30 protein-coding genes are annotated in these 25,253 nt (G+C 64.0%); 13 read left to right on the top strand and 17 right to left on the bottom strand.

All coding sequences use genetic code 11. From position 1 onward, the window contains the following. Positions 1-6: 6 nt before the first annotated feature. On the top strand, positions 7-456 hold the full coding sequence (locus RA21_RS05930; protein ID WP_019297740.1) for an RrF2 family transcriptional regulator: 450 nt from the start codon (positions 7-9) through the stop codon (positions 454-456). Between the two features lie 24 nt (positions 457-480). Here RA21_RS05930 and RA21_RS05925 read toward each other — a convergent pair whose 3' ends face one another. Both RA21_RS05925 and RA21_RS05920 read right to left on the bottom strand, forming a co-directional pair. Further along, positions 481-3,006 carry an ABC transporter permease gene (locus RA21_RS05925; protein ID WP_039147260.1) on the bottom strand — a complete coding sequence of 842 codons (2,526 nt, stop codon included), beginning with the start codon at positions 3,004-3,006 and terminating at the stop codon, positions 481-483. Further along, on the bottom strand, positions 3,003-3,707 hold the full coding sequence (locus tag RA21_RS05920) for an ABC transporter ATP-binding protein (protein WP_039147258.1): 705 nt from the start codon (positions 3,705-3,707) through the stop codon (positions 3,003-3,005). Before RA21_RS05920 ends, RA21_RS05925 begins: the two co-directional genes overlap by 4 nt. Before the next feature lie 48 nt (positions 3,708-3,755). Here RA21_RS05920 and RA21_RS05915 point away from each other — a divergent pair, with 48 nt between their 5' ends. Beyond that, positions 3,756-4,397, top strand: a complete 642-nt coding sequence (locus tag RA21_RS05915) for an arylesterase (protein ID WP_039147257.1) — start codon at positions 3,756-3,758, stop codon at positions 4,395-4,397. Positions 4,398-4,449: 52 nt separating this feature from the next. Here RA21_RS05915 and RA21_RS05910 read toward each other — a convergent pair whose 3' ends face one another. Together RA21_RS05910 and RA21_RS05905 are read right to left on the bottom strand one after the other, a co-directional pair. Beyond that, a complete protein-coding gene (locus RA21_RS05910; RefSeq protein ID WP_008557431.1) occupies positions 4,450-4,659 on the bottom strand; it encodes a cold-shock protein in 210 nt (69 codons plus the stop codon). A 230-nt stretch (positions 4,660-4,889) separates the two neighbouring features. Then, complete coding sequence (locus tag RA21_RS05905; RefSeq protein ID WP_039147254.1) at positions 4,890-5,462, bottom strand: L,D-transpeptidase; 573 nt, start codon at positions 5,460-5,462, stop codon at positions 4,890-4,892. A gap of 164 nt (positions 5,463-5,626) precedes the next feature. Between RA21_RS05905 and RA21_RS05900 the strand changes: the two genes are divergently transcribed. Beyond that, positions 5,627-6,052, top strand: coding sequence for a thioredoxin domain-containing protein (locus tag RA21_RS05900; RefSeq protein WP_039147784.1), 426 nt, complete (start codon positions 5,627-5,629; stop codon positions 6,050-6,052). A gap of 48 nt (positions 6,053-6,100) precedes the next feature. Here the strand turns inward: RA21_RS05900 and RA21_RS05895 are convergent, their stop codons facing one another. The 6 genes from RA21_RS05895 to RA21_RS05870 form a co-directional block, all read right to left on the bottom strand. Further along, positions 6,101-6,343 (bottom strand): hypothetical protein, encoded by a 243-nt coding sequence (locus RA21_RS05895; RefSeq protein ID WP_019296709.1) that lies wholly within the window; start codon positions 6,341-6,343, stop codon positions 6,101-6,103. A gap of 156 nt (positions 6,344-6,499) precedes the next feature. Further along, entirely contained in the window at positions 6,500-6,718 is a 219-nt protein-coding gene (locus tag RA21_RS05890; protein ID WP_039147253.1) for a hypothetical protein, read from the bottom strand. A 136-nt stretch (positions 6,719-6,854) separates the two neighbouring features. Beyond that, the gene (locus tag RA21_RS05885; protein WP_019296707.1) at positions 6,855-7,229 is read right to left on the bottom strand and encodes an eCIS core domain-containing protein; all 375 of its coding nucleotides are present in this window, start codon (positions 7,227-7,229) and stop codon (positions 6,855-6,857) included. 277 nt (positions 7,230-7,506) lie between these two features. Then, entirely contained in the window at positions 7,507-8,118 is a 612-nt protein-coding gene (locus RA21_RS05880; protein ID WP_039147252.1) for a DMP19 family protein, read from the bottom strand. Beyond that, entirely contained in the window at positions 8,115-9,770 is a 1,656-nt protein-coding gene (gene ettA / locus RA21_RS05875) for an energy-dependent translational throttle protein EttA (RefSeq protein WP_019296706.1), read from the bottom strand. Before ettA ends, RA21_RS05880 begins: the two co-directional genes overlap by 4 nt. 218 nt (positions 9,771-9,988) lie before the next feature. Further along, entirely contained in the window at positions 9,989-10,522 is a 534-nt protein-coding gene (locus RA21_RS05870) for a DUF2059 domain-containing protein (RefSeq protein ID WP_162183421.1), read from the bottom strand. Between the two features lie 227 nt (positions 10,523-10,749). Here RA21_RS05870 and RA21_RS05865 point away from each other — a divergent pair, with 227 nt between their 5' ends. From RA21_RS05865 to RA21_RS05855, 3 genes are all read left to right on the top strand, one after another. Beyond that, positions 10,750-11,088 (top strand): hypothetical protein, encoded by a 339-nt coding sequence (locus RA21_RS05865; protein WP_039147251.1) that lies wholly within the window; start codon positions 10,750-10,752, stop codon positions 11,086-11,088. Positions 11,089-11,143: 55 nt separating this feature from the next. Next, positions 11,144-11,674, top strand: a complete 531-nt coding sequence (locus RA21_RS05860) for a YcnI family copper-binding membrane protein (protein WP_039147249.1) — start codon at positions 11,144-11,146, stop codon at positions 11,672-11,674. Positions 11,675-11,862: 188 nt separating this feature from the next. Then, positions 11,863-12,495: a nicotinate-nucleotide adenylyltransferase gene (locus RA21_RS05855; protein ID WP_082008895.1), complete on the top strand. Its 633-nt coding sequence runs from the start codon at positions 11,863-11,865 to the stop codon at positions 12,493-12,495. Here the strand turns inward: RA21_RS05855 and RA21_RS05850 are convergent. Continuing rightward, positions 12,475-13,281, bottom strand: coding sequence for a DMT family transporter (locus RA21_RS05850; RefSeq protein WP_241477385.1), 807 nt, complete (start codon positions 13,279-13,281; stop codon positions 12,475-12,477). The two genes, RA21_RS05855 and RA21_RS05850, sit on opposite strands and share 21 nt — an antisense overlap. A gap of 132 nt (positions 13,282-13,413) precedes the next feature. On the opposite strand from RA21_RS05850, the gene dacB reads away from it, so the two are divergent. Together dacB and RA21_RS05840 are read left to right on the top strand one after the other, a co-directional pair. Then, positions 13,414-14,901, top strand: coding sequence for a D-alanyl-D-alanine carboxypeptidase/D-alanyl-D-alanine endopeptidase (gene dacB, locus RA21_RS05845; protein ID WP_082008905.1), 1,488 nt, complete (start codon positions 13,414-13,416; stop codon positions 14,899-14,901). 109 nt (positions 14,902-15,010) lie between these two features. Continuing rightward, complete coding sequence (locus tag RA21_RS05840; RefSeq protein WP_039147244.1) at positions 15,011-15,730, top strand: GNAT family N-acetyltransferase; 720 nt, start codon at positions 15,011-15,013, stop codon at positions 15,728-15,730. Here the strand turns inward: RA21_RS05840 and RA21_RS05835 are convergent. Next, a complete protein-coding gene (locus RA21_RS05835; protein WP_019296698.1) occupies positions 15,727-16,101 on the bottom strand; it encodes a winged helix-turn-helix transcriptional regulator in 375 nt (124 codons plus the stop codon). The genes RA21_RS05840 and RA21_RS05835 overlap by 4 nt on opposite strands. 117 nt (positions 16,102-16,218) lie before the next feature. Here RA21_RS05835 and RA21_RS05830 point away from each other — a divergent pair, with 117 nt between their 5' ends. Then, entirely contained in the window at positions 16,219-17,130 is a 912-nt protein-coding gene (locus RA21_RS05830; RefSeq protein WP_039147243.1) for a PLP-dependent cysteine synthase family protein, read from the top strand. Positions 17,131-17,184: 54 nt separating this feature from the next. Here RA21_RS05830 and RA21_RS05825 read toward each other — a convergent pair whose 3' ends face one another. Continuing rightward, positions 17,185-17,592: a DUF2513 domain-containing protein gene (locus RA21_RS05825; protein ID WP_039147240.1), complete on the bottom strand. Its 408-nt coding sequence runs from the start codon at positions 17,590-17,592 to the stop codon at positions 17,185-17,187. 122 nt (positions 17,593-17,714) lie between these two features. Next, positions 17,715-18,137 carry a tellurite resistance TerB family protein gene (locus RA21_RS05820; protein ID WP_039147779.1) on the bottom strand — a complete coding sequence of 141 codons (423 nt, stop codon included), beginning with the start codon at positions 18,135-18,137 and terminating at the stop codon, positions 17,715-17,717. Positions 18,138-18,389: 252 nt separating this feature from the next. On the opposite strand from RA21_RS05820, the gene RA21_RS05815 reads away from it, so the two are divergent. The 3 genes from RA21_RS05815 to RA21_RS05805 all read left to right on the top strand — a co-directional run bounded on the left by RA21_RS05815 (position 18,390) and on the right by RA21_RS05805 (position 22,995). Continuing rightward, on the top strand, positions 18,390-20,033 hold the full coding sequence (locus tag RA21_RS05815; protein ID WP_039147238.1) for a lysine--tRNA ligase: 1,644 nt from the start codon (positions 18,390-18,392) through the stop codon (positions 20,031-20,033). 177 nt (positions 20,034-20,210) lie between these two features. Continuing rightward, positions 20,211-20,612 carry a DUF4864 domain-containing protein gene (locus RA21_RS05810; RefSeq protein WP_039147236.1) on the top strand — a complete coding sequence of 134 codons (402 nt, stop codon included), beginning with the start codon at positions 20,211-20,213 and terminating at the stop codon, positions 20,610-20,612. Between the two features lie 97 nt (positions 20,613-20,709). Beyond that, positions 20,710-22,995: a hypothetical protein gene (locus tag RA21_RS05805; protein ID WP_039147235.1), complete on the top strand. Its 2,286-nt coding sequence runs from the start codon at positions 20,710-20,712 to the stop codon at positions 22,993-22,995. A 2-nt stretch (positions 22,996-22,997) separates the two neighbouring features. Here RA21_RS05805 and RA21_RS05800 read toward each other — a convergent pair whose 3' ends face one another. Both RA21_RS05800 and RA21_RS05795 read right to left on the bottom strand, forming a co-directional pair. After that, positions 22,998-23,483: a HugZ family pyridoxamine 5'-phosphate oxidase gene (locus RA21_RS05800; RefSeq protein ID WP_039147232.1), complete on the bottom strand. Its 486-nt coding sequence runs from the start codon at positions 23,481-23,483 to the stop codon at positions 22,998-23,000. A gap of 27 nt (positions 23,484-23,510) precedes the next feature. Beyond that, a complete protein-coding gene (locus RA21_RS05795; RefSeq protein WP_052257606.1) occupies positions 23,511-24,170 on the bottom strand; it encodes a hypothetical protein in 660 nt (219 codons plus the stop codon). A gap of 153 nt (positions 24,171-24,323) precedes the next feature. On the opposite strand from RA21_RS05795, the gene RA21_RS05790 reads away from it, so the two are divergent. After that, positions 24,324-24,647 (top strand): antibiotic biosynthesis monooxygenase family protein, encoded by a 324-nt coding sequence (locus RA21_RS05790; RefSeq protein WP_019296689.1) that lies wholly within the window; start codon positions 24,324-24,326, stop codon positions 24,645-24,647. 36 nt (positions 24,648-24,683) lie between these two features. Here the strand turns inward: RA21_RS05790 and RA21_RS05785 are convergent, their stop codons facing one another. Then, positions 24,684-25,226: a hypothetical protein gene (locus tag RA21_RS05785; RefSeq protein WP_039147229.1), complete on the bottom strand. Its 543-nt coding sequence runs from the start codon at positions 25,224-25,226 to the stop codon at positions 24,684-24,686. Between the last annotated feature and the right edge of the window lie 27 nt (positions 25,227-25,253).

Here is a 25,253-nt window from a genome sequence, read left to right as displayed (position 1 = left end):
CACCCCATGCGCATTACCAAAAGGACCAACATTGCCGTGCGGCTGCTGATGTACTGCGCCGCGCATGAAGACCGCCTGGTGACCAAGGCCGAGATTGCAGAGTGCTGTAATATCTCGGAAAACCACCTGGCGCAGGTGATCAACCAGCTGAGCCAGCTGGGCTATCTTGCCACCCAGCGCGGCCGCAACGGCGGTATGAACCTGGGCAAGAACGCCGCAGAGATCCGAATCGGCGATGTGTTCCGCGATGTGGAAGGCAACCTGCCGATGGTGGAGTGCTTTGCTGACGCGGACAACACCTGCCCGCTGGCCTCGGCCTGCCGCCTCAAGGTGGCGCTGGCGGATGCAGCCCAGGCTTTCTACACCTCGCTGGACGATATCTCGCTGGAATCTCTGGTTTGCGACAACCACGACCTGATGCGGATCCTGCAGCCGGTGTCCTGCGGCGCCCGCTAAGGCAGGCCGCCGCAGTTCTGCTTCTTACTCGCGGGCGCGCAGGATGCGGGCCGGCTTGGCCGCAAGCGGCCGCAGCGCAAAGGCAAGCCCGGCCAGCAGCGTTGTCAGAACCCCGCCGGAAATCACCATCAGCGCATTGGGCCAGATCACCGCATAGCTGGTCTCGAACACATAGGCGTTGATCGCCCAGGCCCCGGCAATGCCCGCGGCCAAGGCAACCATGCCCGCCGCCGCGCCCAGCAGGGCAGAGCGCAGCGCAAAGCTTGCCAGGATCTGCTTGCGCGGCGCGCCCAGTGTTTTCAGAAGCGCTGCCTCATAGCGCCGCGCAGGCTCCCCCGCCGCCGCGGTGCCCAGCAATACGAGGAACCCGGTCAGCAGCGTCGCCGCCGCGCCATAGGCGGTGGCCGCCGCCAGCTGGCGCAGGATGTCAGACACCCGGTCGATGGCATCGCGCATCCGGATGGCGGTGATATTCGGCATCTCCCGCGCCAGATCGCGCAGGATCGCAGCCTCGGCCTGCTCCTCTGCATAGACGGTGGCGATGAAACTGTGCGGCGCACCGGCCAGAGCAGCCTCGTTCAGGACCATCACAAACCCCATCCCCGCGGTAGAGAAATCCACGTTGCGGAAACTGGTGATTGTGCCGGTGATGTCGCGGCCCAGGATGTTCAGCGTCAGCGTGTCGCCCAGCTTGAGCCCAAGTTCTTCAGCCTCCTCAGCGGCAAAGCTGATCTGTGGATCACCTGAATAATCCTCCGGCCACCACCTGCCCGCCGTGACCTCCGTCGCCTCCGGCTGGGCGGCGGCATAGGTGATGCCGCGGTCGCCGCGCACCACCCAGTGATCGCCCGCAACCTCCGTCGCGGGCTGCCCGTTGATCCGGGTCAGCACCCCGCGCAGCATCGGCGCGTTTTCCACCCGGGTGACGGAGGGATCGTTCTCCACCCGCTCCAGGAACGCGGGCATCTGGCTGCGCTGGATATCGACAAAGAAATAGCTCGGCGCCACGTCCGGCAGGTTGCCCGCAATGGCGCGGCGCATGTTGCCGTCGATCTGGCCGATGGCAGCCAGCACCGTCAGGCCCAGACCCAGCGCCAGAACCGCAGGCACGGCACCATCTCGCGCGCTGCCAATGGACGAGAGCGCCCACCGCAGGGCAGGGCGCCCGCGCGACGCCCCGGTGCCGCGGCGGGCCATAAACCCGATCCCTAGCGCTGCAACCAGCAGCACCATCAGCGCCCCCATCAGCCCGCCTGCGGTCCACAGCGTCAGCTGCGCCGAGCCGCTGAACCACGCCGCCAGCCCCACCAGCGCCGCCAGCGCCACCCCGGTTGCCAGCAGATAGCGCGGCGCGGGCAGCCTTGTGCGGCTGGCAAAGGCATCCCGGAACAGCGAGGCCGCGCGGATGCGTTCCGCCCGCGCCAGTGGCCATAGGGCAAAGATAAAGGCGGTCAGCACGCCGTAAATCGCAGCCTCCGCCAGCGCCGAGGGATAGAGCGAAAACACCGCCGGGAACGGCAGCTGCGCCGCGATCAGCGGCCCCAGCAGCACCGGACCAAGCCCGCCCAGCACCAGGCCGATGCCCACGCCCACCAATGTCAGCGCGCCGATCTGCAGGAAGTAGGTGAGGAAAATCGTCTGCCGCTCCGCCCCCAGCGTGCGCAGGGTGGCGATGGTTGCGGTTTTGGTCGCCAGGTAGGCGCGCACGGCAGCGGACACGCCAACCCCGCCCACTGCCAGACCGGACAGGCCGACCAGAACCAGGAACCCGCCCAGCCGCTCGACAAAGGAAGTGATCCCCGGCGCGCCGTTCCGTGCATCGCGCCAGCGCATGCCGGTGCTTTCAAACAGTCCCTCGGCTTCGGCCTGCAGGGCGTTCAGGTTGCTGCCCGCGGGCAGCTCCATCCGGTACTTGGTGTCAAAAATGGTGCCGGGTTCCAGCAGGCCGGAGTCACCCAGGTCTGCTGTCCGCACCATCGTGCGCGGCCCAAGTTCAAAGCCTGAGGCCGCGGCATCCGGCTCCAGCGCGATCATCGCCATCAGCCGGAAATCCTGTGTTCCAAGCCGGAAAGTATCCCCCGGCTGCAGCCCCAAACGGTCGGCCAGCACCCGGTCCATTACCCCGCCGGGCAACCCGTCCGCGCCCGCCAGCGCCTCTTCCAGCGGCATCTCAGGCGCCAGCTGCATCTCGCCTTTCAGGGGATACAACCCATCCACCGCCTTCACCTGGGTCAGCCCGCGCTCCTCTCCCACTGTCGCCATGGAACGGAACTCGGCAATCTCGGAATGGCGCCGCGCGGTCCGGTCCAGCCAGGCGCGCTCTTCTTCAGTGGCAAACCGGTAGGTGAAATTCAGTTCGGCATCGCCGCCCAGGATGGTTGCGCCCTCGCGTTCCAGTCCGGTTTCGATCGACGCGCGGATGGAGCCGATGGCGGCAATCACCCCAACCCCCAACGCCAAGCAGGCGAGGAAGATGCGGAATCCCTTCAGGCCGCCGCGCAGCTCCCGCAGGGCAAAACGCCAGGCAAGGCGGAACGCCGCAGCATTCATTCTGCAGCCTCGCGCGCCGCGGCGTCATCCACCCGTCCGTCGCGCAGCCGCACCACCCGGTCGCAACGTGATGCCAGCTCCGGCGCGTGGGTGACCATCACCAGTGTCGCGCCATAGCGGTCGCGCAAACCGAACAAGAGGTCCATCACCGCGGCGCCATTGGCCTCATCCAGATTTCCGGTCGGTTCATCCGCCAGCAGGATCGCAGGCCGCGGTGCCAAGGCGCGCGCCAGCGCCACCCGCTGCTGCTCGCCGCCCGACATCTGCGCCGGGAAATGGCCTGCCCGATGGCCAAGGCCCACGGCTTCCAATTCGGCCTGCGCGCGGGGGAAGGCATCCTTGACGCCTGCCAGCTCCAAAGGCGTCGCCACGTTTTCCAGCGCCGTCATGGTCGGGATCAGGTGAAAGCTCTGGAACACAACGCCCATGTTGTTGCGCCGGAACCGGGCCAGCGCGTCCTCGTCCATCCCGGTCAGGTCCTGGCCCAGGGCATTTACAGTTCCGCCGGTCGCCTGCTCCAACCCGCCCATCAGCATCAGCAGCGATGACTTGCCCGAACCCGACGGCCCCACCAGCCCCAGCGTCTCCCCCTGCCGCACGTCCAGCGAGATGCCGTGCAAAATCTCTACCGGGCCGGTATTGCTATTCAGGGTCAAACTCGCATCTAAAAGATGCAGAACGGGGCTGTTTTGATCGGTCATCGGGCCTGCCTGTTGGATGCACCTAACCGATATGGAGTGTTTGCCGCCATGCGCAAGACATTGGCACTGCTGAGTTTGCTGCTTTTCACTGCCCCCGCCTGGGCGGAGCCGCTGCGGATCACTGCGCTGGGTGACAGCCTTGTGCAGGGATACGGACTGCCGCAGGGCCAGGGGCTGGTGCCGCAGCTGGAGCGCTGGCTGAACGAAAACGGCGCAGAGGTTTCGCTGCAGAATGCTGGCGTTTCCGGTGATACCACCGCCGGCGGGGCAGAGCGCGCCGAATGGACCCTGTCGGACAACCCCGACGGTTTGATCGTGCTGCTGGGCGGCAACGACATGCTGCGCGGGCTGGATCCGCAGGAAGCGCGCGGCAATCTCGAACAGATCCTGCAATCAGCTCAGAGTAAGGGCATAAAGGTCCTGCTGATCGGCATGAAGGCCCCGCGCAATTACGGCCCGGAGTATAAACAGGCCTTTGACGCGATCTATCCGGAGCTCGCGGCAGAGTACGGCGCGGTACTGCACCCGGATGCCTTTGCCGGCATCGCCGCTGAAGCGGGCAATGATCCCGCCGCTGCACAAGGCTTCATGCAGGACGACGGCATACACCCCAACGCCCGCGGCGTTGCGTTGAATGCGGCCGCTATCGGCCCGGCTGCCCTGCAGCTGGTAGCTGCCATAGGCCATTGAAAACAGCCCCGGCCATCAGGGCTGTTTGAAACTCTCGGTGCAGATCAGAGGATCAGGAGACCAGCGCGATATCCACTGCGGATTCGCGGCCGTCGCGGCCTGCGCGCAGCTCATAGGTCACTTTCTGATTGTCTGCGAGCCCGGTCAGGCCGGAACGCTCAACTGCGGAAATATGGACAAAAATGTCCTTGCCGCCATCTTCGGGTGCAATAAAGCCGTAGCCTTTGGTGGTGTTGAACCATTTGACGGTGCCAGTGGCCATCGTCGTCTTCTCCTAAGTCGTCTCAGTTCTCTGCCCGCTTATGCGGCAGTCCGGCAAGGTTTGCAGATGATCATGACCGTGCCGGGTAAGGAACAGTGATGGCATTCGCGTAACATTGCCGTGACAGAATTGGGTACGAATCCCCCTCAGCGCAAGAAAAATGCGCGGTGACGCGGGGTTCCGGGGCCGATTCCGGCGGCAGAGCGCCTAATGAACCGTCAGTTGTGCGCCTATAGCACAGTCACCACCGTGCCCAGCGGCACCCGCTCGTACAGGTCCATGACATGCTCGTTCATCATCCGGATGCAGCCGTTTGACACCGAATGGCCAATGGTCTGCGGCTGGTTGGTGCCATGAATGCGGAAATAGGTGTCGATGCCGTTCTGGAACAGATACAGCGCCCGCGCCCCCAGCGGATTGTCCGGCCCGCCCGGCTGGATGTACTCGTTGTCGATGAACTTGGCATAAGCCCGCGGGTCGCGCTCGATCATCTCGTCGGTGGGGCGCCAGGTCGGCCATTCCTTCTTGCGTTCGATCACCGCCTTGCCGGTGAACTCCAGCCCCGCCTTGCCAACGCCGACGCCATACCGCATCGCCTTGCGCTTGTCGGTCACGAAATAGAGGTAGTAGGAGCGCGGCAGCACCAGGATCTGGCCGGGGGCAAAATCCTTGCGGATGCGCACCTCCTGCGGTGTGGGGTCAAAGGGCGCGGGCTCCTTCTTGCGGGCCAGCGCGGGCAGCGGCAGCAGTGCCGCCGTTGCGGCTGCGGTGCCCGTGGTCAGAATTTTCCGGCGTGAAAACATGGCCAAACCTCCGAACGTCAACTGTATCTCCCTTCATCTTCCGGCGGCGGCGGCAGGCGGTCAACGGGTTTTGGCGGATGTTATGCAAACTGTTGCACAGGATGCAGGCTGTTGCACGCGCGGGTGCCGCGGCTATACCGGGGCAAACAGCCAAAGGAGCCGTTATGGGCGCCAAGACCCTCACTTGCCTGACCTGCACCCAGTTGAACCGGGTGCCGGAAGAGAAACTCGGCAGCGGCCCGAAATGCGGCAGCTGCGGCGCGGCGCTGATGCCGTCCAAGCCCTTGGACGTGGATCCGGCCACGCTGCAAAAGGCGGTGCAGAACGACGACGTGCTGCTGGTGGCGGATTTCTGGGCGCCCTGGTGCGGCCCCTGCCGGATGATGGCGCCGGAATATGCCAAGGCCGCCAAGGCCCTGGCTGGCCGCGCCCGGCTGGTCAAGCTCAACACCCAGGACCACCAGTCCACCGGCGCCCGCTACCGCATCCGCGGCATTCCGGCGCTGATTGCCTTTGAGCGCGGCAAGGAAAAGAAACGCCAGGCCGGCGCGCTGCGGTCAGGCCAGATCATCAGCTGGCTGCGCGGTTGACCCCGCTGGCCTTGCGGCGGCAGGTTTGCTGCAGCGGACAGATCAGGTTCAGAACGGGTCCAGCCCCGGGCTGCAGCCAGCCTTGGGGCCGCTGCCCCTCCTGGCGCCGGCGCTGTGCTCCCCGCTGCCGCTGCGCCACAGCTGGAACGCAAGCATTCCCAGCATCAGCACCACAGCCGCAACGGGATACAGAAGCAGCACCAGCCAAACCGGCCAGCCGCCGATCATGCTGGCAGCAACGGCCAGCACCAAGCCGCCCACTGCGCCGAATAACGCGCTGATCCAGGCCATGCAGCCCTTCCCCCAATAATCCCCATCCAACAGCAAACTAGGGCGCAGCCTGCCATCAGGCAACTGCGCACATGACACTTGCACGCGATTCCTGCGGAACCGGCTATGTCAAAGGTGGTGTTATCCGAACCTCAGTCCGGCGCCCTGCCGCCTGCCTCAGGCGGCGGCCAGATGGCCGGGTGGGGGCAGCCTGCCGCCAGGCCCGCCCGCTTGACTGCGCCAGTACATCAGGGCGGTTGCCAGCAGCGCAGTTGCAGAGCCCGCTGCCGGATAGATCACAATGCAGACCCACAGCGGCAGCCCGGCAGCGGCGTAGCCCGCAACCGCGGCGCACAGGCCCGCAACCATACCCAGAATGACACCTGCCCAGGCCATGACGTCTCCAACAAAACCGCGCAGCGCGGACCCGAGCGCCCCGCTGCTTCTCTCCCTATCATCCGGCCAACTGTGTTGTAAAAAGGTTAAGATTGCGGCGGCAGCAGCATTCCTGCGCAAATAACCGGCCCGCGCGTCATTTCGAGGTCAGCGCCACCCCGTCCTTGGCCTTGGGCATCCGGCCCTTGCCCTGCTCCAGCACATGCGCCAGCTCATGCACCAGCAGTTGCGGGTTCTTGGCGTCGCCCGGCTTCATGAAGTAAATGTCGTTGCCATAGGTGAAGGCCTTGGCCTTCAGCTCCTTGCAGACATCCTTGGCGTTGCCGCCCACGTGCACCTGCACCTTGGCAAGCTTCGCCTTGGAGAAATGCGCCTCCAGAGCTTTGCGCACATCGCCGGGCAGCTTCTTGCCCTTGGTGCCTTCCGGCTCCGTCTTCAGCTTTTTGCGCTTGGCCTTCTTGCCACCCAGCGCCTCGACCTGTGCCTTCACGTCTTCCGGTTTCAGGGGCATGGCAGATCCTTTTCAACGCTTCAACCAATACAGGGCGCGCCGGGCGCCTGAGGTGAGGGTAGCGCAGAGCGGGGGAAAGGCGAAACGGTGGGCCGGCGGATGTATTGCTTTCTTGGGGCGTGTCGCACAGCGGCACGGCCCGCGCCTGACCTTCCCCCCGGGAAGGCGCATCCGCGCCCTCCCAAGGTCAGACGCGGGCCTTGTGTTGCCCAATTCTGCTCGTAACCAGGCTGGGCGCTTGTTAAAAGGTTTGGTGAAGAGTTCGAGCAGCAGCTTTTCAAACGGCTTTGCAGAATTCTTCTGGGTGGCTTTCAATGTACTCCACCATTTCGAGTACAAGACTTGGCACAACGGCTTCTGCCTCCAGACGTTGCCCTGCTGGGGAACGCTCCATTGCTTCTTTCATTTGGGCGTTGGCGCGTCTCAAGGCTGAACGGAAAGCGCTATTCCGAGCGTCACCTGGAACCTCATCCAAGTGCCTTAGAATAGGGGTCAAATCATTAGCGACGCGTTCCACATCGTCGGCTAGTTTTGTTTGGCTGAGCTTTCTTAGGCAAGATGCAACGTCAGCTGACATGAAGCCCGCATTTCCCATGAATTGCAGGAAACCTCCGTTAAGGATTTGGGCGCGGAAGTACTCCAAGCAGAAGAAAGTCATCTGACCTTCGGTCAACAGACCCTCAGAAACCAGTTGCCTCAGCGTATCCACTTTGAGCGCTTCCAGCGCAGCCCAGATCTCTTCTGAGGCAAACTCACCGAGCAGTCGGATGTAGTAATCTTCGATCTTCAGGTCGGGATCGGTTTCGGGAGACAGAAAATCTGTCTCCCGGATTGTTGGCTTTGGCAGGATCAATTGACTTCCTGCCATAAGCCGCTTCAGCCAGTTCACCGCACAAATTTCTTGTGCTTCAACCGCTTGGGCTCCAGCGCGTCGGGACCCAGGCGGCGCTTCTTGTCTTCCTCGTAGTCCTCGAAGTTGCCCTCGAACCACTCCACATGGGCGTCGCCCTCAAAGGCCAGGATGTGGGTGCAGATCCGGTCGAGGAAGAAACGGTCGTGCGAGATCACCACGGCGCAGCCGGCGAAATCGACCAGCGCGTCTTCCAGCGCCCGCAGGGTTTCCACGTCCAGGTCGTTGGTTGGTTCGTCCAAGAGCAGCACGTTGCCGCCCTCTTTCAGAAGCCGCGCCATGTGCACGCGGTTGCGCTCACCGCCGGACAGCAGCGACAGTTTTTTCTGCTGGTCGCCGCCCTTGAAGTTGAACGAGGAGCAATAGGCGCGGGAATTGACCTGCGCGTCACCCAGTTCGATGATCTCGGCACCGCCGGAGATCGCCTCCCACACGGTGTCGTTGTCGTTCAGATCATCGCGCGACTGGTCGACATAGCTGAGTTTCACGGTGTCGCCGTATTCCACGCTGCCCACATCGGGCTGCTCCTGGCCGGTCAGCATCTTGAACAGGGTCGATTTACCGGCGCCGTTGGGGCCGATCACGCCGACGATGCCGCCCGGCGGCAGCGAGAAGTCGAGGCCTTCGATCAGCTGCTTGTCGCCATAGTGCTTGGCGAGACCATTGACCTCGATCACCTTGGAGCCGAGGCGCGGGCCGTTCGGAATGACGATCTGGGCACGGCCGACCTTCTCGCGCTCGGACTGCGACGCCATCTCGTTATAGGCAGCAATACGGGCCTTGGATTTCGCCTGGCGGGCTTTCTGGCCCTGGCGCATCCATTCCAGTTCGCGCTCCAGCGTCTTCTGCTTGGCCTTGTCCTCGCGGGCTTCCTGCTCCAGGCGCTTGGCCTTCTGCTCCAGCCAGGCGGAATAGTTGCCCTCGTAGGGAATGCCGCGGCCGCGGTCGAGTTCCAGGATCCAGCCGGTGATGTCATCCAGGAAGTAACGGTCGTGGGTCACACACAGGATGGTGCCCTTGTAGTCGATCAGGTGCTGCTGCAGCCAGGCGATGGTCTCGGCGTCCAGGTGGTTGGTCGGTTCGTCGAGGAGCAGCATGTCGGGCGCTTCCAAGAGCAGCTTGCACAGCGCGACGCGGCGGCGCTCACCGCCCGACAGGTCAGCGATCTTGGCGTCATCCGGCGGGCAGCGGAGCGCCTCCATGGATACGTCGACCTGGCTGTCCAGGTCCCACAGGTTCTGAGCGTCGATCTCATCCTGCAGCTTGGCCATCTCCTCGGCGGTCTCGTCCGAGTAGTTCATCGCCAGCTCGTTGTAGCGGTCCAGGATGTCCTTCTTGGCCTGCACGCCCAGCATCACGTTTTCACGCACGCTCAGGCTCTCATCCAGCTGCGGCTCCTGCGGCAGGTAGCCGACCTTGGCGCCTTCCGCGGCCCAGGCCTCGCCGGTGAAATCCTTGTCGAGGCCGGCCATGATCTTCATCAGCGTGGACTTACCGGCGCCGTTGACGCCGACCACACCGATCTTCACGCCGGGCAGAAAGGAGAGGTGGATGTTTTCAAAGCATTTCTTGCCACCCGGGTAGGTCTTGGAGACACCCTGCATGTGGTAGACGTACTGGTAGGAGGCCATGTGCTCGCTCCGTTAAGGGGGAAATTCGCTGGCGGGAGTGATAGCGGATGGGCGGCGGCGGGGCAATGCGGGAAGCAGGCCTGCGCGAGGGGGTGCCAAGCGTGCACCCCCTGTGCACCCCCTGTGCACCGGGGCGTGCCGTTTGGGCCCGCGCCGGGCTGGTGGCGCGGGCCGGCAATGGCTCGCTGGCTACGCAAAGCTGCCCAGCGTCAGGTCTTCTAGTTAAAAGCGTTCAGAAGCTTGTCGGTGACGGAGGGGCTGTCGATGATGATGCCTTCTTCTTCCATCCGGCGCGTAACACGCGGCATCAGCTTGGAGACAGAGGATCTGCCGACCTCCCGGCCCATGTCGGCTCCGCGGGTCATCAGCGCGGGCGTTTTTTGGATGAGAGCCTGTCCTGGCGCTGTTTGGTAAAAGGCTGCGATGCCTTGAATTTCGCTCTTAGTGAAAAGGTCCAGATAGATATCCTTGGTGCGCTTCTGCATTTCTTCTGTGAAGCTCGCAACAAACTCTTCCATGATAATGTCCATGAAGGAATCCAGATCGCTGACCCGGATTCCTTTTTCTTGAAGGTCGTTGTTCATGGCACTCAGAATGAGTTGCCTTTGGGATTGCAAGGCAGCTTCGAACAGTTCAGCCGTCACCGTTTCAGTGACAATAAACTCCAGATCTTCGTTCACACCTGCCATGGCGGAACCGGTAAAGAGGGTGCTGAAAACAATGGACGCGGCAATGTTTCGAAGTTTGAGCAATGGAGGTCTCCAATAAAAAAGCGAGGCGGTATATTCCGTGTTACAGCAACACCTGAAGGCGAGGTCAACAAGCGAGCAGGCACTTTTTTGATGGGGTGAGATGCCATCGTTTGTTGCGGGCTGGTGGTGCTGAATATCTCTCCAGCACATTGATCAAGCGCAACAAATGCCCCGCGTCCGTGCTCTAGACAGGGGCCAGGAACAAGGCACCCGAAGGGCAGGTCCCCATGACGCAGTGGCACAGATACAGGACGGGGCTGGCGCTGGCGGCGGCGCTCTGTTTTGCGCTGCTGGCGGGGATCCATGCGGCGCGGCCGGTTGCGGCGGATCCGGGGTTTGCGGCCTTTGGTTTTGCCGCCTCGGATATCTGCAGCTTTGGCGGCGGCGAAGACCGCCAAGGCTGCCCGAATTGCACCCTGGCGGCGGGGGCGGTGCTGCCCCAGGCCAAGGCACCTGTGCATTCCTGCCTATACCGCCGCACGGCAACTGCCGCGCGCGGCGGCTGGATCGCGGCACTGGGCGTTGTGTCCATCTACCAGGCCCGGGCGCCGCCAGCCTTCACATGACAGCCACCGCCGGGACCCCCGGCACATCTGACATGTGAACAAACGGACAAGACTGATGACACTCATGAAAATCGCTTCGGCGGCGCTGCTGGCGGCTGCCTTTGGAACCGCGGCTCAGGCCCATGCCACCCTGGAACAGCAGGAGGCCGCAACCGGCAGCTTTTACAAGGGCGTGATGCGGATTGGCCACGGCTGCAGCGGCGAGGCCACCCTGAAGTTGCGGATAACCATCCCAGAGGGTGTGATTTCGGTGAAGCCGATGCCCAAGGCGGGCTGGACGCTGGAAACGGTCTCTGGCGATTATGCAAACAGCTATGACTACTACGGCAAAACGCTCACCTCCGGCGTGAAGGAGATCATCTGGACCGGCGAGCTGCAGGATGACTTCTATGACGAGTTCACCTTCCGCGCCAAGCTGGACGGGTCGCTGGAGCCGGAGAAGATGCTGTTCTTCCCCACTGTGCAGGAATGCGCCAGCGGCGAAAACAGCTGGAGCGAAATCCCGGCGGCAGGCCAGGACCCGCATGACCTGGCGCATCCGGCACCGGGTCTGCATCTGACCGCGCCCGCCGCGCATACCCACTGACGCGGCCCCGCCGGAACACCGGTTTGCGGAACACCGGCAGGGGCTGGCGGCTCTGGCCCCTTGGCGTTTCGCGGTGCAGCTGCCCCGTCTCATGGCGGCTGCACCATCTGCAGGGCGGACAGGTGCTGCCGTACTTCCGCTGTTCTGCACTGCCGCCCGCAGGCGGCAATTGATCTCTCCCAAAAACTATGCGCATCAAGGCCTTCATGGTTTGCAAGCTGCCGCATATCCGCCCGGGCCAGAGCGTCGGGCTGCTCGGAGGGTCCTTTGATCCGCCGCACCGCGGCCATGCGGCGATTTCCCATGCGGCACTGAAACGCTTCGGGCTCGACCACCTGTTCTGGCTGGTGTCGCCCGGCAACCCGCTGAAGACCCGCCAGCCTGCGCCCCTGCAGCGGCGGATCGCAGCGGCAGAGGTGCTGGTGCAGCATCCCCGCATCCATATCAGCGGCATCGAGGCGGACCTTGGCACCCGCTACACCGCCCAAACCCTGCGCCACCTGCGCCGCCGCCATCCCGGCGTGCGCTTTGTCTGGCTGATGGGGGCCGACAACCTGACCCATTTCCACCGCTGGAAAGACTGGCAGCAGATCCTCGACACGGTGCCGGTGGGGGTGCTGGCGCGGCCCGGCGACCGGATCTCAGCCCGGTTTTCACCCGCCGCGCGGATCTACCGCCACGCGCTGCTGAAAGGCAGCGAAAGCCGCCTGCTGGCGCAGGCCGACAGCCCGGCCTGGTGTTTCGTGAACCTGCCGATGGTGGAGGCCAGCTCGACCGAAATCCGCGCCCGCGGCGGCTGGTCAGCGACGGAGGGCGGCTGAGGCCAGCCCGGCCGACAGCACCACCGTCAGCCCTGCCCAGGTCCAGGCGTCCGGCAGCTGGCTGAACACCGCCCAGCCAAGGCCGACCGCGGCGGCCAGCTGGAAATAGACCATCGGCGCCAGTTTTACCGCCTGCACCCGGCCATAGGCAAACAGCAGCAGGAGGTTGCCCAGCATCGAGAACGCCGCACTCCCCACCGTCAGCGCGGCGGTGGACGGGGTGAACTCCGGCAGGCTGGCGAGGCCCAGCGGCAGCATCAGCAGGGCCGACAGCAACAGCTGCGTCAGGCTCAGCTCCAGCGGTGTGCCGACATGCGCCAGCCAGCGCGAGCTGGTCAGGAAGCCGCCGTAGAAACAGCCCGCCAGCACCGCCCAGAGCAAGTTGGCGGAGCCGCCGAACCCCGGCCGCACCACCATCAGCACGCCCAGGAACCCCAGCGCCATCAGCAGGCTGCGCAGGCCGGTTGCCTGCTCGCGCAACAGCAGCACCGACAGCACATAGCTGACCACCGGCCCGATGAAGAAGGCGGCAAAGACATTGGCCAGCGGTTCCGTCTGCAGCGCCAGCTGGATGGAGAAGATGCCGCCGGTCAGCAGCCCGGCCCGCAGCCACAGCCGCCAGTCGCCCAGCAGGGAGAACGCCCGGCGCGGCACAAAGGGCAGGATCAGCGCGGTGCCGATGGCAAAGCGGGACCAGGCGACAAAGGCGGGCGTCGCCAGCCCGGCGCCGGTCAGCAGTTTCCCGCACAGGTCGCCTGCGGGGATCATTGACATGGCCGCGAACATGAGGAGTACTGCCTGAAACATGGCTGCCAGCGGTAGCAGGACTTGCCCGTGTGAAAAAGCCCGGACCTTGCGGCGCAAAGCTGCGGATCGGGGATTGAAGTAGAGCCGCTCCTGACCCTAAAAATGAACAAGATGACTTCACGCCGGACATTCCTCCTTTCCGGGCTTGCCGCATTGGCGGGCTCCTCTGCGCTGGCCAATGCGCCGGCGGTTTCCTTGCGGCCTGTTGCCCGCAAGGTGAGCTCTCTGGCCGCGGGTGCCGATGGCCTCAAGGCGCTGATCGAACGCGCGGGGCTGCGCGGCGAGGCGGTCTGTGCAGTGGCGGATGTGAAGACCGGCAAGCTGCTGGAATCCTCCGGCGGCTCTCAGGCCCTGCCGCCCGCCAGCGTCGCCAAGGCGCTGACCGCGCTTTATGCGCTGGATGTGCTGGGCGCGGACCACCGGTTTGAGACCCGCATCCTCGCCACCGGCGGCGTGTCCGGTGGCGTGGTCAAGGGCGACCTGATCCTGGCCGGCGGCGGCGACCCGCTCTTGAACACCGACCATCTGGCGCTGCTGGCAAAATCGCTGAAGACCGCCGGCGTGCGCGAGGTGCGCGGCAAGTTCCTGGTCTGGGACGGCGCGCTGCCGTCGGTCAAAACCATCGACCCCGACCAGCCCGACCATGTCGGCTATTCCCCTGCAGTCAGCGGCATCTCGCTCAACTTCAACCGGGTGCACTTCGAATGGAAGCGCGCGGCGGGCGGCAGCTGGGCGATCACCATGGACGCCCGTACTGAGAAATACCGCCCCGAAGTCGCTACCGCCCGGATGGCGATCCAGTCCCGCGCGGTGCCGGTCTATACCTACGCGGAGAAGGGCGGGGTGGATCACTGGACCGTCGCCTCCAAGGCGCTGGGCAAGGGCGGCGCGCGCTGGCTGCCGGTGCGCAACCCGGCGGCTTATGCGGGGGACGTGTTCCGCACCCTGGCACGCGCCAACGGCATAAAACTCTCCAAGCCCAAGGAGACCCGCGCGCTGCCCTCAGCCACCCTGCTGGCCCAGCACCACAGCCCGCCGCTGGATGTGCTGCTGAAGGCAATGCTGAAATACTCCAACAACCTGATGGCTGAGATGATCGGCATGTCCGCCACCGCCGCCCGCGCGGGCCGCCCGGCCTCGCTCAAGGCGTCGGCGGCAGAGATGAGCCGCTGGGCGGCGGGCAAATACGGCATGTCCGGCAGCCGGCTGGTGGATCACTCCGGCCTGGGCGGGGACTCGCGGATGACACCGGCGGATCTGACCGGCGCGCTGGTGGCCGCCTACAAGGCGGGCCAGCTGAAGCCGCTTTTGAAACCGTTCCAGATGCGCGACGCCAAGGGCCGCACCATCAAGGGCCACCCGATCAAGGTTGCCGCCAAGACCGGCACCCTGAACTTTGTCTCCGGTCTTGGCGGCTTCATGACTGCGGCGGACGGCACCGTGCTGGCCTTTGCCATCTTTACCGCGGATCAGAACACCCGCAACCGCCTGACGCGGGCGCAGCGCGAACGCCCCCAGGGCGGGCGCAGCTGGAACCGCCGCGCCAAGCAGCTGCAGCAGCAGCTGATTGAACGCTGGGGTGCGGTTTACGGCAGTTAGGGCCTGACTGGTCTGGGAAAGTTTTCACTTTCTGGACGTTTGCGCTGGGCCAGTTTGCGGGCAGACCGGCGGGCGGCATCTGCCTGCCCGGAGTGCAAAGGACCAGACCATGACCGAGCGTATCAATGACCACGGACAGCCCATCGGTGCTGCGCTGCCGGACTGGCAGGGCGCGCGCCTGCCCGGCCACGACGGCCTGGCAGGCCGCTATTGCCGGGTGGAGCCGCTGGACGCCGCGCGCCACACTGCAGATCTGTTTGCCGCCTTCAGCCAGGACCCCAGCGGCGCAATCTGGACCTATATCCCCTGGGGGCCGTTTGGCACCGAAACCGAACTGCGCGCCTGGATCCAGGGTGCCAGCGGCGTCGACGCGCAGCCCTATTTCGCCATCGTCAACACCGCCAGCGGCCGGGCCGAAGGTGTGGCCAGCTACATGCGGATCAAGCCGGAGCACGGCGTGATTGAGGTTGGCGGCATCACCTATGCGCCCGCCTTGCAGCGCACTCCCGCCGCGACGGAGGCGATGTTCCTGATGATGGCGCGGGTGTTCAATGACCTGGGCTACCGCCGCTATGAATGGAAATGCGACGCCCTGAACGCTGCCTCCTGCCGGGCAGCGGAACGGCTGGGTTTCACTTATGAAGGGCTGTTCCGCCAGGCCGTCGTCTACAAGGGCCGCAACCGCGACACCGCCTGGTATGCGGTGCTGGACAGCGAATGGTCGCGGCTGGAGGCGGCCTATGCTGAATGGCTCGACCCTGGCAATTTCGACGCTGACGGGCAGCAAAAACAGAGCCTAAAAAGGCTGATTGAGGCCCACAGGGGTTAATCCGCTTCCGCCACTGTCCGCCCGGTTTGCGGGTCATACAATCCGCCGCCCAGATGCGCGTGGCCCCAGCCCATGATCTGCAGCAGCAGCGCCTCCAGGCTGCGGCCCTCCTCCGTCAGCGCATAGCGGTAGCGCACCGGCCGGTCCTGATACGCCTCCCGCGCCACCAGCCCCAGCGCCATCAGCCGCTTCAGCCGCTCTGACAGCAGGTTGGCGGCGATATGCTCCTCGCTCGCCTGCAGCTCCTGAAACGTATGCTTGCCGTGCCACATCAGGTCGCGCACCACCAGCAGCGTCCACTTGTCCCCCAGCACATCCAGCGTGCGGGCAATCGAACAGCGCGAGCGGTACTTTGTCTGCGGCTGGGTCACGGCGCGTCTCCTAAGGGTATTAGCCCTCTAACACTAAGAGACTTTTAAAATGAAAGCCACTGGCGCATAGTCACTTTAATTTTGAAAGTGAGTCGCGCAGCAAGGGAGACCCGCCGCATGAACGCCATTGGAAACACGCCGCTTGTTCAATTGAAGCATCTGACCACCCCGGAAATGGCCGAGGTCTGGGTGAAATGGGAGGGCGCCAACCCAACCGGCAGCATGAAGGACCGGATGGCGCTGTCGATGATCGAAGGGGCGGAGCGGCGCGGCGATCTGGAACCCGGCGGCAGGGTGGTGGAATACACCGGCGGCAGCACCGGCAGCTCGCTGGCGATGGTCTGCGCCACCCGCGGCTACCAGGCGCATTTCGTCTCTTCCAATGCGTTCTCGGAGGAAAAGCTGCAGACCATGCGCGCCTATGGCGCCGAGGTGGAGATCATCCACGCCGAGGGTGGCATCCTGACCGCCAGCGTGATCGACCGCACCATTGCCCGCGCTAGGGAACTGGCGGCGGAACCCGGCGTGTTCTGGACCGATCAGGTCAACAACATGGACAACAAGCGCGGCTATCACGGTATGGCGCGGGAGATCCTGTCGCAGCTGGACGGGGCGGTGGATGAGTTTGTCACGGCCACCGGCGGCGGCGGCTGCATCTCCGGCAATGCCGAGGTGCTGAAGGAGGTGAACCCCGAAACCCGCATCATCGCCATCGAGCCCTACCACGTGCGCAACCTGTCGGGCGGCGACACCAGCGGCACCCATCAGCTGGAGGGGATCGGGCTGTCCTTCCAGCCCAAGATCCTGCGCCGCGACCTGATCGACGACGTGGTGCCGGTCCGGGACGAGGACGCCTTTGCCGCGGCTCGCATGCTGGCGCAGCAGGAAGGCTTGCTGGGCGGTATCACCTCCGGCGCCAATATCTGGGCGGCGCTGCAGCGGGCGCGCGAACTGGGGCCAGGCAAGCGGGTGGTCACCGTGGTGATCGACACCGGCCTGCGCTACCTGAACTCTGCTCTGTACCGGTGAAAAAAAGTACGGCCGGCGCGGGGTGAGCGCCGGCCGGGTCCCCGGAAGCACTGCTCAGGTGCCGGAAGTTTCCAGCACGCCGGCCTCACGGCGCATCAAGTCCCTGGCCAGATCGCTGAGGATCTCCATGCTGAAGCCACCCATCTGCCGGTGGAGCGCCTGGACCGCGGTCCAAATGTCCTCGCGGCGGATATTGTCCAGCAGTTCATGGCCGCTCCAGGTCAGGCCGCGCACATGCCAGTTGCCGTTCGACAGCCGGCTGAACTGCGCCAGCCCGGCGCTTTCCAAGAGGCTCAGGTGATAGGACAGCTTGCGGGCCTCGGCGTCGGGCAGGCACTCCTCCGCGGGCAGCATCATTGCTTCGGCAGAAGAGCGCGGCAGGGCGCAGAACGCCTCTCTGCCGCCCTCAATCTCAAGCAGAAGCCTGCGGATTTCACCAATATCTCTTTGCCACCTGACCATGAACCGATTCCCAACACGCGTCGAACTAGCGCGAAATGGGAGTGGGTCAAATTTTCTGCAAGCCTGCGTTGTGCAACCCCGCCATGCGCGGGCAGCAAGGGAAGCTGCGTCAACTTCTGGCGTTAGACCATGTGCCGCGCCCGTGCGCCGCGCTCGATTGCGGCGGCGTGCAGCCGGTCGATGTTCAGCTCGTACCGGACCTCTGCCAGGAACTCCAATTCGGTCTCGCCCAGCACCCCGTCGGCCGCCGCCACATCGCAGGACAGCGCGTAAGCCGTTTCAAACAGCCGCTCCGGCAGATCGCCGCGAATGAGGCCGAACAGCGCCTCCAGCCCGTCCTCCTGCTCAAACAGGTCGAACACGGTGCGGGAAATGCGGCTCACCCGGTCGATATCATAGTCGGCAAACACCGGCAGCATGTTCACTGCCGACTGGATCTTGACCAGCTCGGCGGTGCGGATGTTCTCGTCCGAGGCAGACACCGCCACCATCAGCGCCACCAGGCAGTCCTGCGGGGACATCGGGTGCGGGGTTTGCTCTGTCATGGACGAATTCCTTGTCTGGAAATATTGCGATGCAATCAGGATAGGTATGCCTGCAGCCGGGTTCAACGGCAGACCGCGCGCTGCGGCAATTTTTGCGCGGCTGCGGCCCGCAAATCCCCGTGCCGGCAGGGCTGCCATTATTGACTCATGCTGCACAGGCACAATAGAGGGAAGGGCCGGATGCATGGGGCATCCGGGATGATCACGCGGCACCCCGATAGCTGACAGAACTGCCGCCGATGGAGAACACAAATGTCTGATGTGCGCGAAGAAGCTCTGAAGAGCAAAGCCTGGCCGTTTGAAGAAGCCCGCCGGGTTCTCAAACGTTATGCCAAGGGCGCGCCGGAAAAGGGCTATGTGCTGTTCGAAACCGGCTATGGCCCGTCGGGCCTGCCGCATATCGGCACCTTCGGCGAGGTCGCCCGCACCACCATGATCAAGAAGGCGTTTGAGACCATCTCGGACATCCCCGCCAAGCTGATCTGCTTCTCCGATGACCTCGATGGCATGCGCAAGGTGCCGGGCAACGTCCCCAACCAGGAGGCGCTGGCAGAGCACCTGCAAAAGCCGCTCACCTCGGTGCCGGACCCGTTCGGCACGCATGAGAGCTTTGGCCACCACAACAACGCCATGCTGCGCCGGTTCCTCGACACCTTCGGGTTCGAGTATGAGTTCTATTCGGCCACCGAATTCTATGGCTCCGGCCAGTTCGACGAGATCCTGAAGCGCGCCGTCGAGAAGTACGACGACATCATGGCGATCATGCTGAAGTCCCTGCGTGAGGAGCGCCGCCAGACCTATTCGATCTTCCTGCCGATCCACCCGGACACCGGCCGCGTTCTTTACGTGCCGATGAAGAAGGTCTGCGCCGAGACCTACACCATCACTTTCGACGACGAGGACGGCAAGGAATGGACCCTGCCGGTGACTGGCGGCAACGTGAAACTGCAGTGGAAGCCGGACTTCGGCGCCCGCTGGGCCGCGCTGGAAGTCGATTTCGAGATGTACGGCAAGGACCATTCCACCAACACGCCGATCTACGACGGCATCTGCCGGGTGCTGGGCCAGCGCGCGCCGGAGCATTTCACCTATGAGCTGTTCCTGGATGCCAACGGCCAGAAGATCTCCAAATCCTCCGGCAACGGCATCTCGATCGACGAATGGCTGACCTACGCCTCGACCGAGAGCCTGGCGTATTTCATGTACCAGAAGCCCAAGACCGCCAAGCGGATGCATTTCGACGTGATCCCCAAGGCGGTGGACGAATACCATCAGCAGCTGCGCGCCTACCACACACAGGACCTGAAGGCGCAGCTGAACAACCCGGTGTGGCACATCCACGGCGGCGACGTTCCGCAGTCCGACATGGTGGTGCCGTTCTCGATGCTGCTGAACCTGGCCTCTGCCTCCAGCGCCGAGGACAAGGCAACCATGTGGGGCTTCATCAACAAATACGCCCCCAACGCCACCCCGGACACCCACCCGGGCATGGATCAGGCAGCGGGCTTTGCGGTCGCCTATTTCAACGACTTCGTGAAGCCGGCCAAGGAATTCCGCCTGCCCACCGATCAGGAGCGCGCAGCACTCAGCGATCTGGCAGACGCGCTGAAATCACCGGAGGCCGCACTGGCTGCGATTGCCAAGAAGAACGAGATCGCAGGCAACGACGACCCGCTGCCCGAGGCCAACTTCGCGGATGAGGAATTCCTGCAGTCGGTGGTCTTTGCCATCGGCAAGATCCACGGGTTTGAGCCGCTGCGCGCCTGGTTCTCGGCGATCTACGAGGTGCTGCTGGGCGCCTCCCAAGGCCCGCGTTTCGGCGGTTTCATCGCGCTTTACGGCGTCGAGGACACCATCGCGCTGATCGAAAAGGCGCTGGCAGGCGAACTGGCCTGAGCCTGCATTCAACGACAATGAGACAGGGCGCGGTATTCCGCGCCCTTTTCGTTTCAGCGATGCGGCGCACAGCGCGCCTGCGGCCTTCCCCTGCGCAAGAAAATTACCAAATCGCAAAAAATGTTTTGACGCTGCGTCACTCTGGTCTAACTTAAGGGAACGGACCGGGAGGGACAGATGCGCAGTGTTCTGTTTGCGGGGGTAAGTGTTTTTCTTCTGTCCTTTCCGGCAATAGCTCAGAAAGAGCCGGTCACAGATGTGATCGGCTCTCAGTTTGAGGCCTTCCTGAACAATGATGCTGAGACGGCGTTCACCTACGCCTCCCCGAATATCCGGCGGATTTTCGGCACGCCAGAGCGGTTTGGCGAGATGGTGCAGCAGGGCTATCCGATGGTCTGGCGCCCGGCTGAGGTGCGCTATCTGGATCTGCGCGAGGTGGCCGGCAGCTTGTGGCAGCGGGTGATGATCACCGATCAAAGCGGCGCCGTGCACCTATTGGATTACCAAATGGTTAATCTGGAAAGCGGCTGGAAAATCAACGCGGTGCACCTGCTGCAAGGGCAGGCTGACAGCGTCTGAACCCAGGGCAGCGTACGCACCGCTTGGCGGAATTTAACGCCCTTTCTGTACTTCCTTTTCCCCGAACGCGACATGCGCAGCAGGAAAGGAAGCTTCCATGAACAAGGCAATCACCGAAGGTCTGCAGCTGATGCCCCCCGCCTTTGCGGAAGGTCTGAATGTCTGGTCCAGCGGCGACGGCACCCCCGGCTCTGACACCTATGACGGCGCCGCCAATGCGGTCTTTGTGGCGGCGGACGCGGATTTCGGCGGCTGCCTGGAGATGCAGAAGACCGAAAACACCCAGAAACTCCGCTTCATGGGCCAGACACCGCTCACGCCGGGCTGCTATTTGCAGATCAAGGTGCGAATCAAGGCCGTCAGCGGCGCGCTGCCCTCGGTCCGCGTGGCCGGCTGGGCGGCGCAAAGCAATGGCAGCCACATCAGCGGCGTTTCAGAAACCGCTCCGCAGGTCGCGCTCAGCACTTATGGCGAGGTGGTGGAGGTGACCGGCATCGTCGGCAGCGGCAGCCGCGGCGGGGTCGACATGCCCTGGGGCCGCAATGCGGCGTACGGCCACTTCGGCCTCGACCTCACCGGCGCCAACGGCGGCGTGGTGCGGATTGATGATATCGAGATCACCGACATCACCAGCGCCTTCCTGCGCGATATGCTGAACGTGGTGGACGTGACCGATTACGGCGCCATCGGCAACGGCAGCTTTGACTGCGCGGCTGCGTTCGAGGCCGCAGATGCCGCCGCAGACGGCCGCCGCATCCTGGTGCCTGCGGGCGAATACTACCTTGGCAGCACGGTGTCGCTGAACCACCAAGCGGTGTTCGAAGGAACGGTTGAGATGCCGGACAGCGCCATGCTGCTGCTGACAAAGAACTACAACTTCCCCGCCTATGCCGCCGCCTTCGGGGATGAGGAGCTGGGCTTCAAGAAAGCATTTCAGGCTCTGATCAACAACTCTGACCATGAATCGCTCGACCTGATGGGCCGCAAGATCACCGTCACCGGCCCCATCGACATGGCCGCAGCGGTGCCGAACAAATCCTCCTATGCAACCCGCCGCGTCATCCGCAACGGCCAGCTGGAGGCCGCCAGCAGTTCCGCCTGGGACACGGATGTTGTGACCTCGCAGGCGACCTACAGCGCGTCGGACTCCAAGAAGCTGACCAATGTGTCCAATATCGCCAACATCGCCGTCGGATCGCTGGTTGAGGGCGCGGGCGTGGGCCGCGAGATCTATGTGAAATCCAAGAACACCGGGGCCGGCGAGCTGACCCTCAGCGGGGCGCTTTATGATGCTGAGGGGACCCAGAATTTCACCTTCCGAGATTTCAAGTACCTGGTGGATTTCAGCGGTTTCAGCTCGCTCAGCAAGTTCGGGCTGCAGGATATCGAGTTCCAGTGCAACGGCCGCTGCAGCGCCCTGCGGCTGTCGCCCGCGGGATCCGTCACCTCGATCGACAGCTGCTTCATCTCCCGCCCCAAGGACCGCGGCATCACCTCCATCGGCACTGGCTGCCAGGGCATACTGGTCGACAACTGCCAGTTCCTGTCGGACGAGGACCCGTTGGATGTGTCGCAGCGGGTCAGCATCGGGCTCAACGTCAACAACAACGACGCCAAGCTGCGCAGCAACCGTGCCACCCGCTTCCGCCACTTCGCGATCCTGGGCGGCAGCAACAACACAGTGACCGGCAACCATTTCTTTCAGGGCGACAGCGTGCCGAACGGGGTGCGCACCGCGGGGCTGGTGCTGACCTCCAACAACTGCACCTCCACCGTGTCCGACAACTATGTCGACAATTGCTTCATCGAATGGACCAACGAACGCGACTCCACCCCGGACTACACCGGCGGCTTCTCCTTCAGCGCGCTGTCGATCAACGCCAATGTGTTCCTGTCCGGCGATGTCGCGCCCTGGTTCAGCTACATCGTGGTGAAACCTTACGGCAGCGGCAACTTCCTCAACGGCGTCTCGATCACCGGCAACAAGTTCCGTTCCACCAATGGCAGCATCGACCGGGCGGAACGGGTCGACACCAGCTTTGCCGATCTCGACTTCAGCCGGTCCAAGAACGTGGTGGTCACCGGCAACATGTACCACAATGTCACCGCTCATTCCGCCAATCCGCTGCGGGTGCTGCATGACCAGTCCTCGGCGTCGTCGTCCTGGACCGTGGATTCAGACGGGGAGCTGCCGTTCCGGGGCTATGCGCGCTTTGTCGACAGCGTGGTGGCGCAGGGGGCGCTGCGCACCAGCGGCAACAGCATCCGTTACCTCGCGCCCTATGCCGACGTGCTGCAGGGATCGAACAACGACGAAATCCGCCTGCGCTGGCAGGAGGCGGTCAAGGGCGAGGTGCAGGTGCTGATGCGGATGGACAGCTGATGTCAGCTGCCGGGCAGCAGATCAGCAGCGGCAAGGCGGAAGGCCTTGCCGAAGCCGCCGTTCAGATGCGCCGCCGTGACACGAAAGCGGACAAAGCTGAAATCGGCAAACTGCAGGTAAAGCTTGGCCTTGGGCTGATGGCGCAGATAGGCCGCCGCCAGCGCCTCATGCGCCGGATCGCTGCGCGGCACAAACGCCGCCTCTGCCAGCAGGCTGAGGCGCGGGTAGGTCAGCGCATCACCCTTGCTGCCCGGCTCCCCCACCAGCAGCGAACAGGCCGGGTGCTGCCGCAGCGCCCCTGTGTGCTGCGCCAGGTCCGAGACCAGGCTGACCGGGCATCCGTCCGGGTCCAGCCCGAAGGCCACCCGCGTCACCAGCGGCTGGCCACCCTCCAGCAGCACGCCAAGCGCAGCAAAGCGGGCGGTTTCCATCAGGCCGCGCGCCAGTGCGCGGGCTTCATCATCGGTGGGGCGGATCACATCGGCCATATCGCGCTTTCTGTCCTGGGAAAGGGTTCAGAATTTCTGCCACAGCCCCAGCTTCAGGCCAAGACTGCCGCCGCCCGCGTTGCGGTGCTCCAACCCCAGGATCAGCTCGCGCCCGGCAGGCAGCGGATAGCGCAGCGACGGCGTCAGCGTATAGGAAAACTGGCCGCCTTCCGGCTTGTAGGTCTCAATCTGCAGCATCGGTGCAGGTTTGCCGGGGCGGTTCAGGCCCAGGGTGGCATCAAATTTCCAGGCCGCCGCCAGACCGCTGTTGCGCAATTCATAGGCGGCATCAACGGCCAGCCAGCCGCTTGCTGTGGCGGAGCCGAAGCCACGCCCGTAGGACAGGGTCGTTCTCTGCATCAAGGCCCATTGGCCGCGGTAATGATTGCCGCCGAAGCCGGCCTCAACCGCAAGCCTGTACCTTTCCCCCGCGTGCAGCGGCAGCCGTGCGAAGATCATCGCGTGCCCGGAGATATCCGCATTCTGGTTCAGGTCTACCCCCAGGGTCAGTTTCTGCGAAATCCCGTAAGTGCCGTAATAACCCAGCTCATGCAGTGCACCGCTGTCGGTCTGCCGGTAGGTGGCGCTGGCCGCGGCAAAGCCCTTGCCCGGCACCTCCAGCCAAGCGCCGCCAGCCGCCGGCGGGGCCAGCAGCACGGCAAGACAGGCGGCATAGGCAGTTCTCATCCCTGGGCCTCATCACGAGTTCCTCAAGGGTTTGGCGTTATGGTTAAGGTTGTATTAACCACAATGGTCGCTGCCCTGGGGTGTTCCGTAAAAAATGTCGTGCGCTTTCCGCGTGATCGGGCGTAGGCTGGACCCAAGTCAACGGAGGAGCCAATGCCGAAAATAGCAAAAACCGCGGACATCCAGACCGTTATCACCACATTCGAGATGACGCCGGGGACATGCCAGGACCTGCTGGAGGCGCTTGAGGACGCCTATGCCGACTTCATTTCCAAGCAGCCGGGCTTCATTGCGGCCGGCCTGCATGTGAACGATGCGCAGACCCGGATCGCCAACTACTCGCAATGGCGCCGCCGCGAGGATTTCATGGCGATGCTGCGCAGCCCGGAGATGCGCGAGCGCAACCGTAAGATCAACGAGCTGTGCCGCAGCTTCGAGCCGGTGATGTATGACGTCGCCGAAGTGTTCGGGGCCTGAGGCCCCGGCCCGGGTCAGGCGGCGGGCTGCCTGACCCTAGATAAACCGGCGCAGGGTCATCAGCCCGGAGCGGATGATGACCTTGGCCGAATCCACCACCGCGGCGATGCGCTCGTAGTGCACCTTGATCGGCCCCTGGGAACGCAGCAGGATGGTCACCGCATCAGCCCGGGCGCGCCGGAAGGCTTCGGCCGCCGGGCTCAAACCCTCCGGCTTGATCGCCTTGAACGTCTGGCCGCCGCTGCGCAGCGGCGCCGCCGATCTGTCCCGGTACTGCTTCAGCGCCGCATTCAGAGTGCTCTCCACCATCTTCAGCGCCTTGCGGCCGTCCTTGTAGTCCGGGTAGCGGCTCAGCTCCGCTGCGGCGCGGCGGTAGAACTGCCGGTAGCAGTCGATCTGATAGGCGGAGGGCAGCTGGCGGCAGGTGCCGTTGCCGCTGGTCAGCACTTTCACCGCCTTGGCGGTGACGTTGTCCGACATCGCGATGGTGTAGCTGCCCTGCGGTACTGACGGGCTGGCGCCTGCGGGCAGGGCCAGGGCCACGGCCAGACAACCGGCGGAGAGGGATTTCAAAATCATCCGGGTCCCTTTCAAAGACTATCTCAG

This window comes from Leisingera sp. ANG-DT (assembly GCF_000813785.1).
GTDB lineage: Bacteria > Pseudomonadota > Alphaproteobacteria > Rhodobacterales > Rhodobacteraceae > Leisingera.
The sequence above is the reverse complement of the archived record's forward strand: the minus strand, read 5'-3'. Positions and strand labels throughout refer to the sequence as shown.

Excerpts from the sequence above, each read along its gene's own strand:
- RA21_RS05850 (WP_241477385.1), bottom strand. The coding sequence starts at position 13,281 with ATGTTCGCGGCCATGTCAATGATCCCCGCAGGCGACCTGTGCGGGAAA.
- RA21_RS05890 (WP_039147253.1), bottom strand. The coding sequence starts at position 6,718 with ATGGCCTGGGCAGGTGTCATTCTGGGTATGGTTGCGGGCCTGTGCGCC.
- RA21_RS05865 (WP_039147251.1), top strand. The coding sequence starts at position 10,750 with ATGACGCAGTGGCACAGATACAGGACGGGGCTGGCGCTGGCGGCGGCG.
- RA21_RS05920 (WP_039147258.1), bottom strand. The coding sequence starts at position 3,707 with ATGACCGATCAAAACAGCCCCGTTCTGCATCTTTTAGATGCGAGTTTG.
- RA21_RS05915 (WP_039147257.1), top strand. The coding sequence starts at position 3,756 with ATGCGCAAGACATTGGCACTGCTGAGTTTGCTGCTTTTCACTGCCCCC.
- RA21_RS05815 (WP_039147238.1), top strand. The coding sequence starts at position 18,390 with ATGTCTGATGTGCGCGAAGAAGCTCTGAAGAGCAAAGCCTGGCCGTTT.
- RA21_RS05925 (WP_039147260.1), bottom strand. The coding sequence starts at position 3,006 with ATGAATGCTGCGGCGTTCCGCCTTGCCTGGCGTTTTGCCCTGCGGGAG.
- RA21_RS05910 (WP_008557431.1), bottom strand. The coding sequence starts at position 4,659 with ATGGCCACTGGCACCGTCAAATGGTTCAACACCACCAAAGGCTACGGC.
- RA21_RS05790 (WP_019296689.1), top strand. The coding sequence starts at position 24,324 with ATGCCGAAAATAGCAAAAACCGCGGACATCCAGACCGTTATCACCACA.
- RA21_RS05855 (WP_082008895.1), top strand. The coding sequence starts at position 11,863 with ATGCGCATCAAGGCCTTCATGGTTTGCAAGCTGCCGCATATCCGCCCG.
- RA21_RS05905 (WP_039147254.1), bottom strand. The coding sequence starts at position 5,462 with ATGTTTTCACGCCGGAAAATTCTGACCACGGGCACCGCAGCCGCAACG.
- RA21_RS05830 (WP_039147243.1), top strand. The coding sequence starts at position 16,219 with ATGAACGCCATTGGAAACACGCCGCTTGTTCAATTGAAGCATCTGACC.
- RA21_RS05860 (WP_039147249.1), top strand. The coding sequence starts at position 11,144 with ATGACACTCATGAAAATCGCTTCGGCGGCGCTGCTGGCGGCTGCCTTT.
- dacB (WP_082008905.1), top strand. The coding sequence starts at position 13,414 with ATGACTTCACGCCGGACATTCCTCCTTTCCGGGCTTGCCGCATTGGCG.
- RA21_RS05820 (WP_039147779.1), bottom strand. The coding sequence starts at position 18,137 with ATGACAGAGCAAACCCCGCACCCGATGTCCCCGCAGGACTGCCTGGTG.
- RA21_RS05930 (WP_019297740.1), top strand. The coding sequence starts at position 7 with ATGCGCATTACCAAAAGGACCAACATTGCCGTGCGGCTGCTGATGTAC.
- RA21_RS05785 (WP_039147229.1), bottom strand. The coding sequence starts at position 25,226 with ATGATTTTGAAATCCCTCTCCGCCGGTTGTCTGGCCGTGGCCCTGGCC.
- RA21_RS05810 (WP_039147236.1), top strand. The coding sequence starts at position 20,211 with ATGCGCAGTGTTCTGTTTGCGGGGGTAAGTGTTTTTCTTCTGTCCTTT.
- ettA (WP_019296706.1), bottom strand. The coding sequence starts at position 9,770 with ATGGCCTCCTACCAGTACGTCTACCACATGCAGGGTGTCTCCAAGACC.
- RA21_RS05800 (WP_039147232.1), bottom strand. The coding sequence starts at position 23,483 with ATGGCCGATGTGATCCGCCCCACCGATGATGAAGCCCGCGCACTGGCG.
- RA21_RS05805 (WP_039147235.1), top strand. The coding sequence starts at position 20,710 with ATGAACAAGGCAATCACCGAAGGTCTGCAGCTGATGCCCCCCGCCTTT.
- RA21_RS05885 (WP_019296707.1), bottom strand. The coding sequence starts at position 7,229 with ATGCCCCTGAAACCGGAAGACGTGAAGGCACAGGTCGAGGCGCTGGGT.
- RA21_RS05795 (WP_052257606.1), bottom strand. The coding sequence starts at position 24,170 with ATGAGAACTGCCTATGCCGCCTGTCTTGCCGTGCTGCTGGCCCCGCCG.
- RA21_RS05825 (WP_039147240.1), bottom strand. The coding sequence starts at position 17,592 with ATGGTCAGGTGGCAAAGAGATATTGGTGAAATCCGCAGGCTTCTGCTT.
- RA21_RS05895 (WP_019296709.1), bottom strand. The coding sequence starts at position 6,343 with ATGGCCTGGATCAGCGCGTTATTCGGCGCAGTGGGCGGCTTGGTGCTG.
- RA21_RS05900 (WP_039147784.1), top strand. The coding sequence starts at position 5,627 with ATGGGCGCCAAGACCCTCACTTGCCTGACCTGCACCCAGTTGAACCGG.
- RA21_RS05840 (WP_039147244.1), top strand. The coding sequence starts at position 15,011 with ATGACCGAGCGTATCAATGACCACGGACAGCCCATCGGTGCTGCGCTG.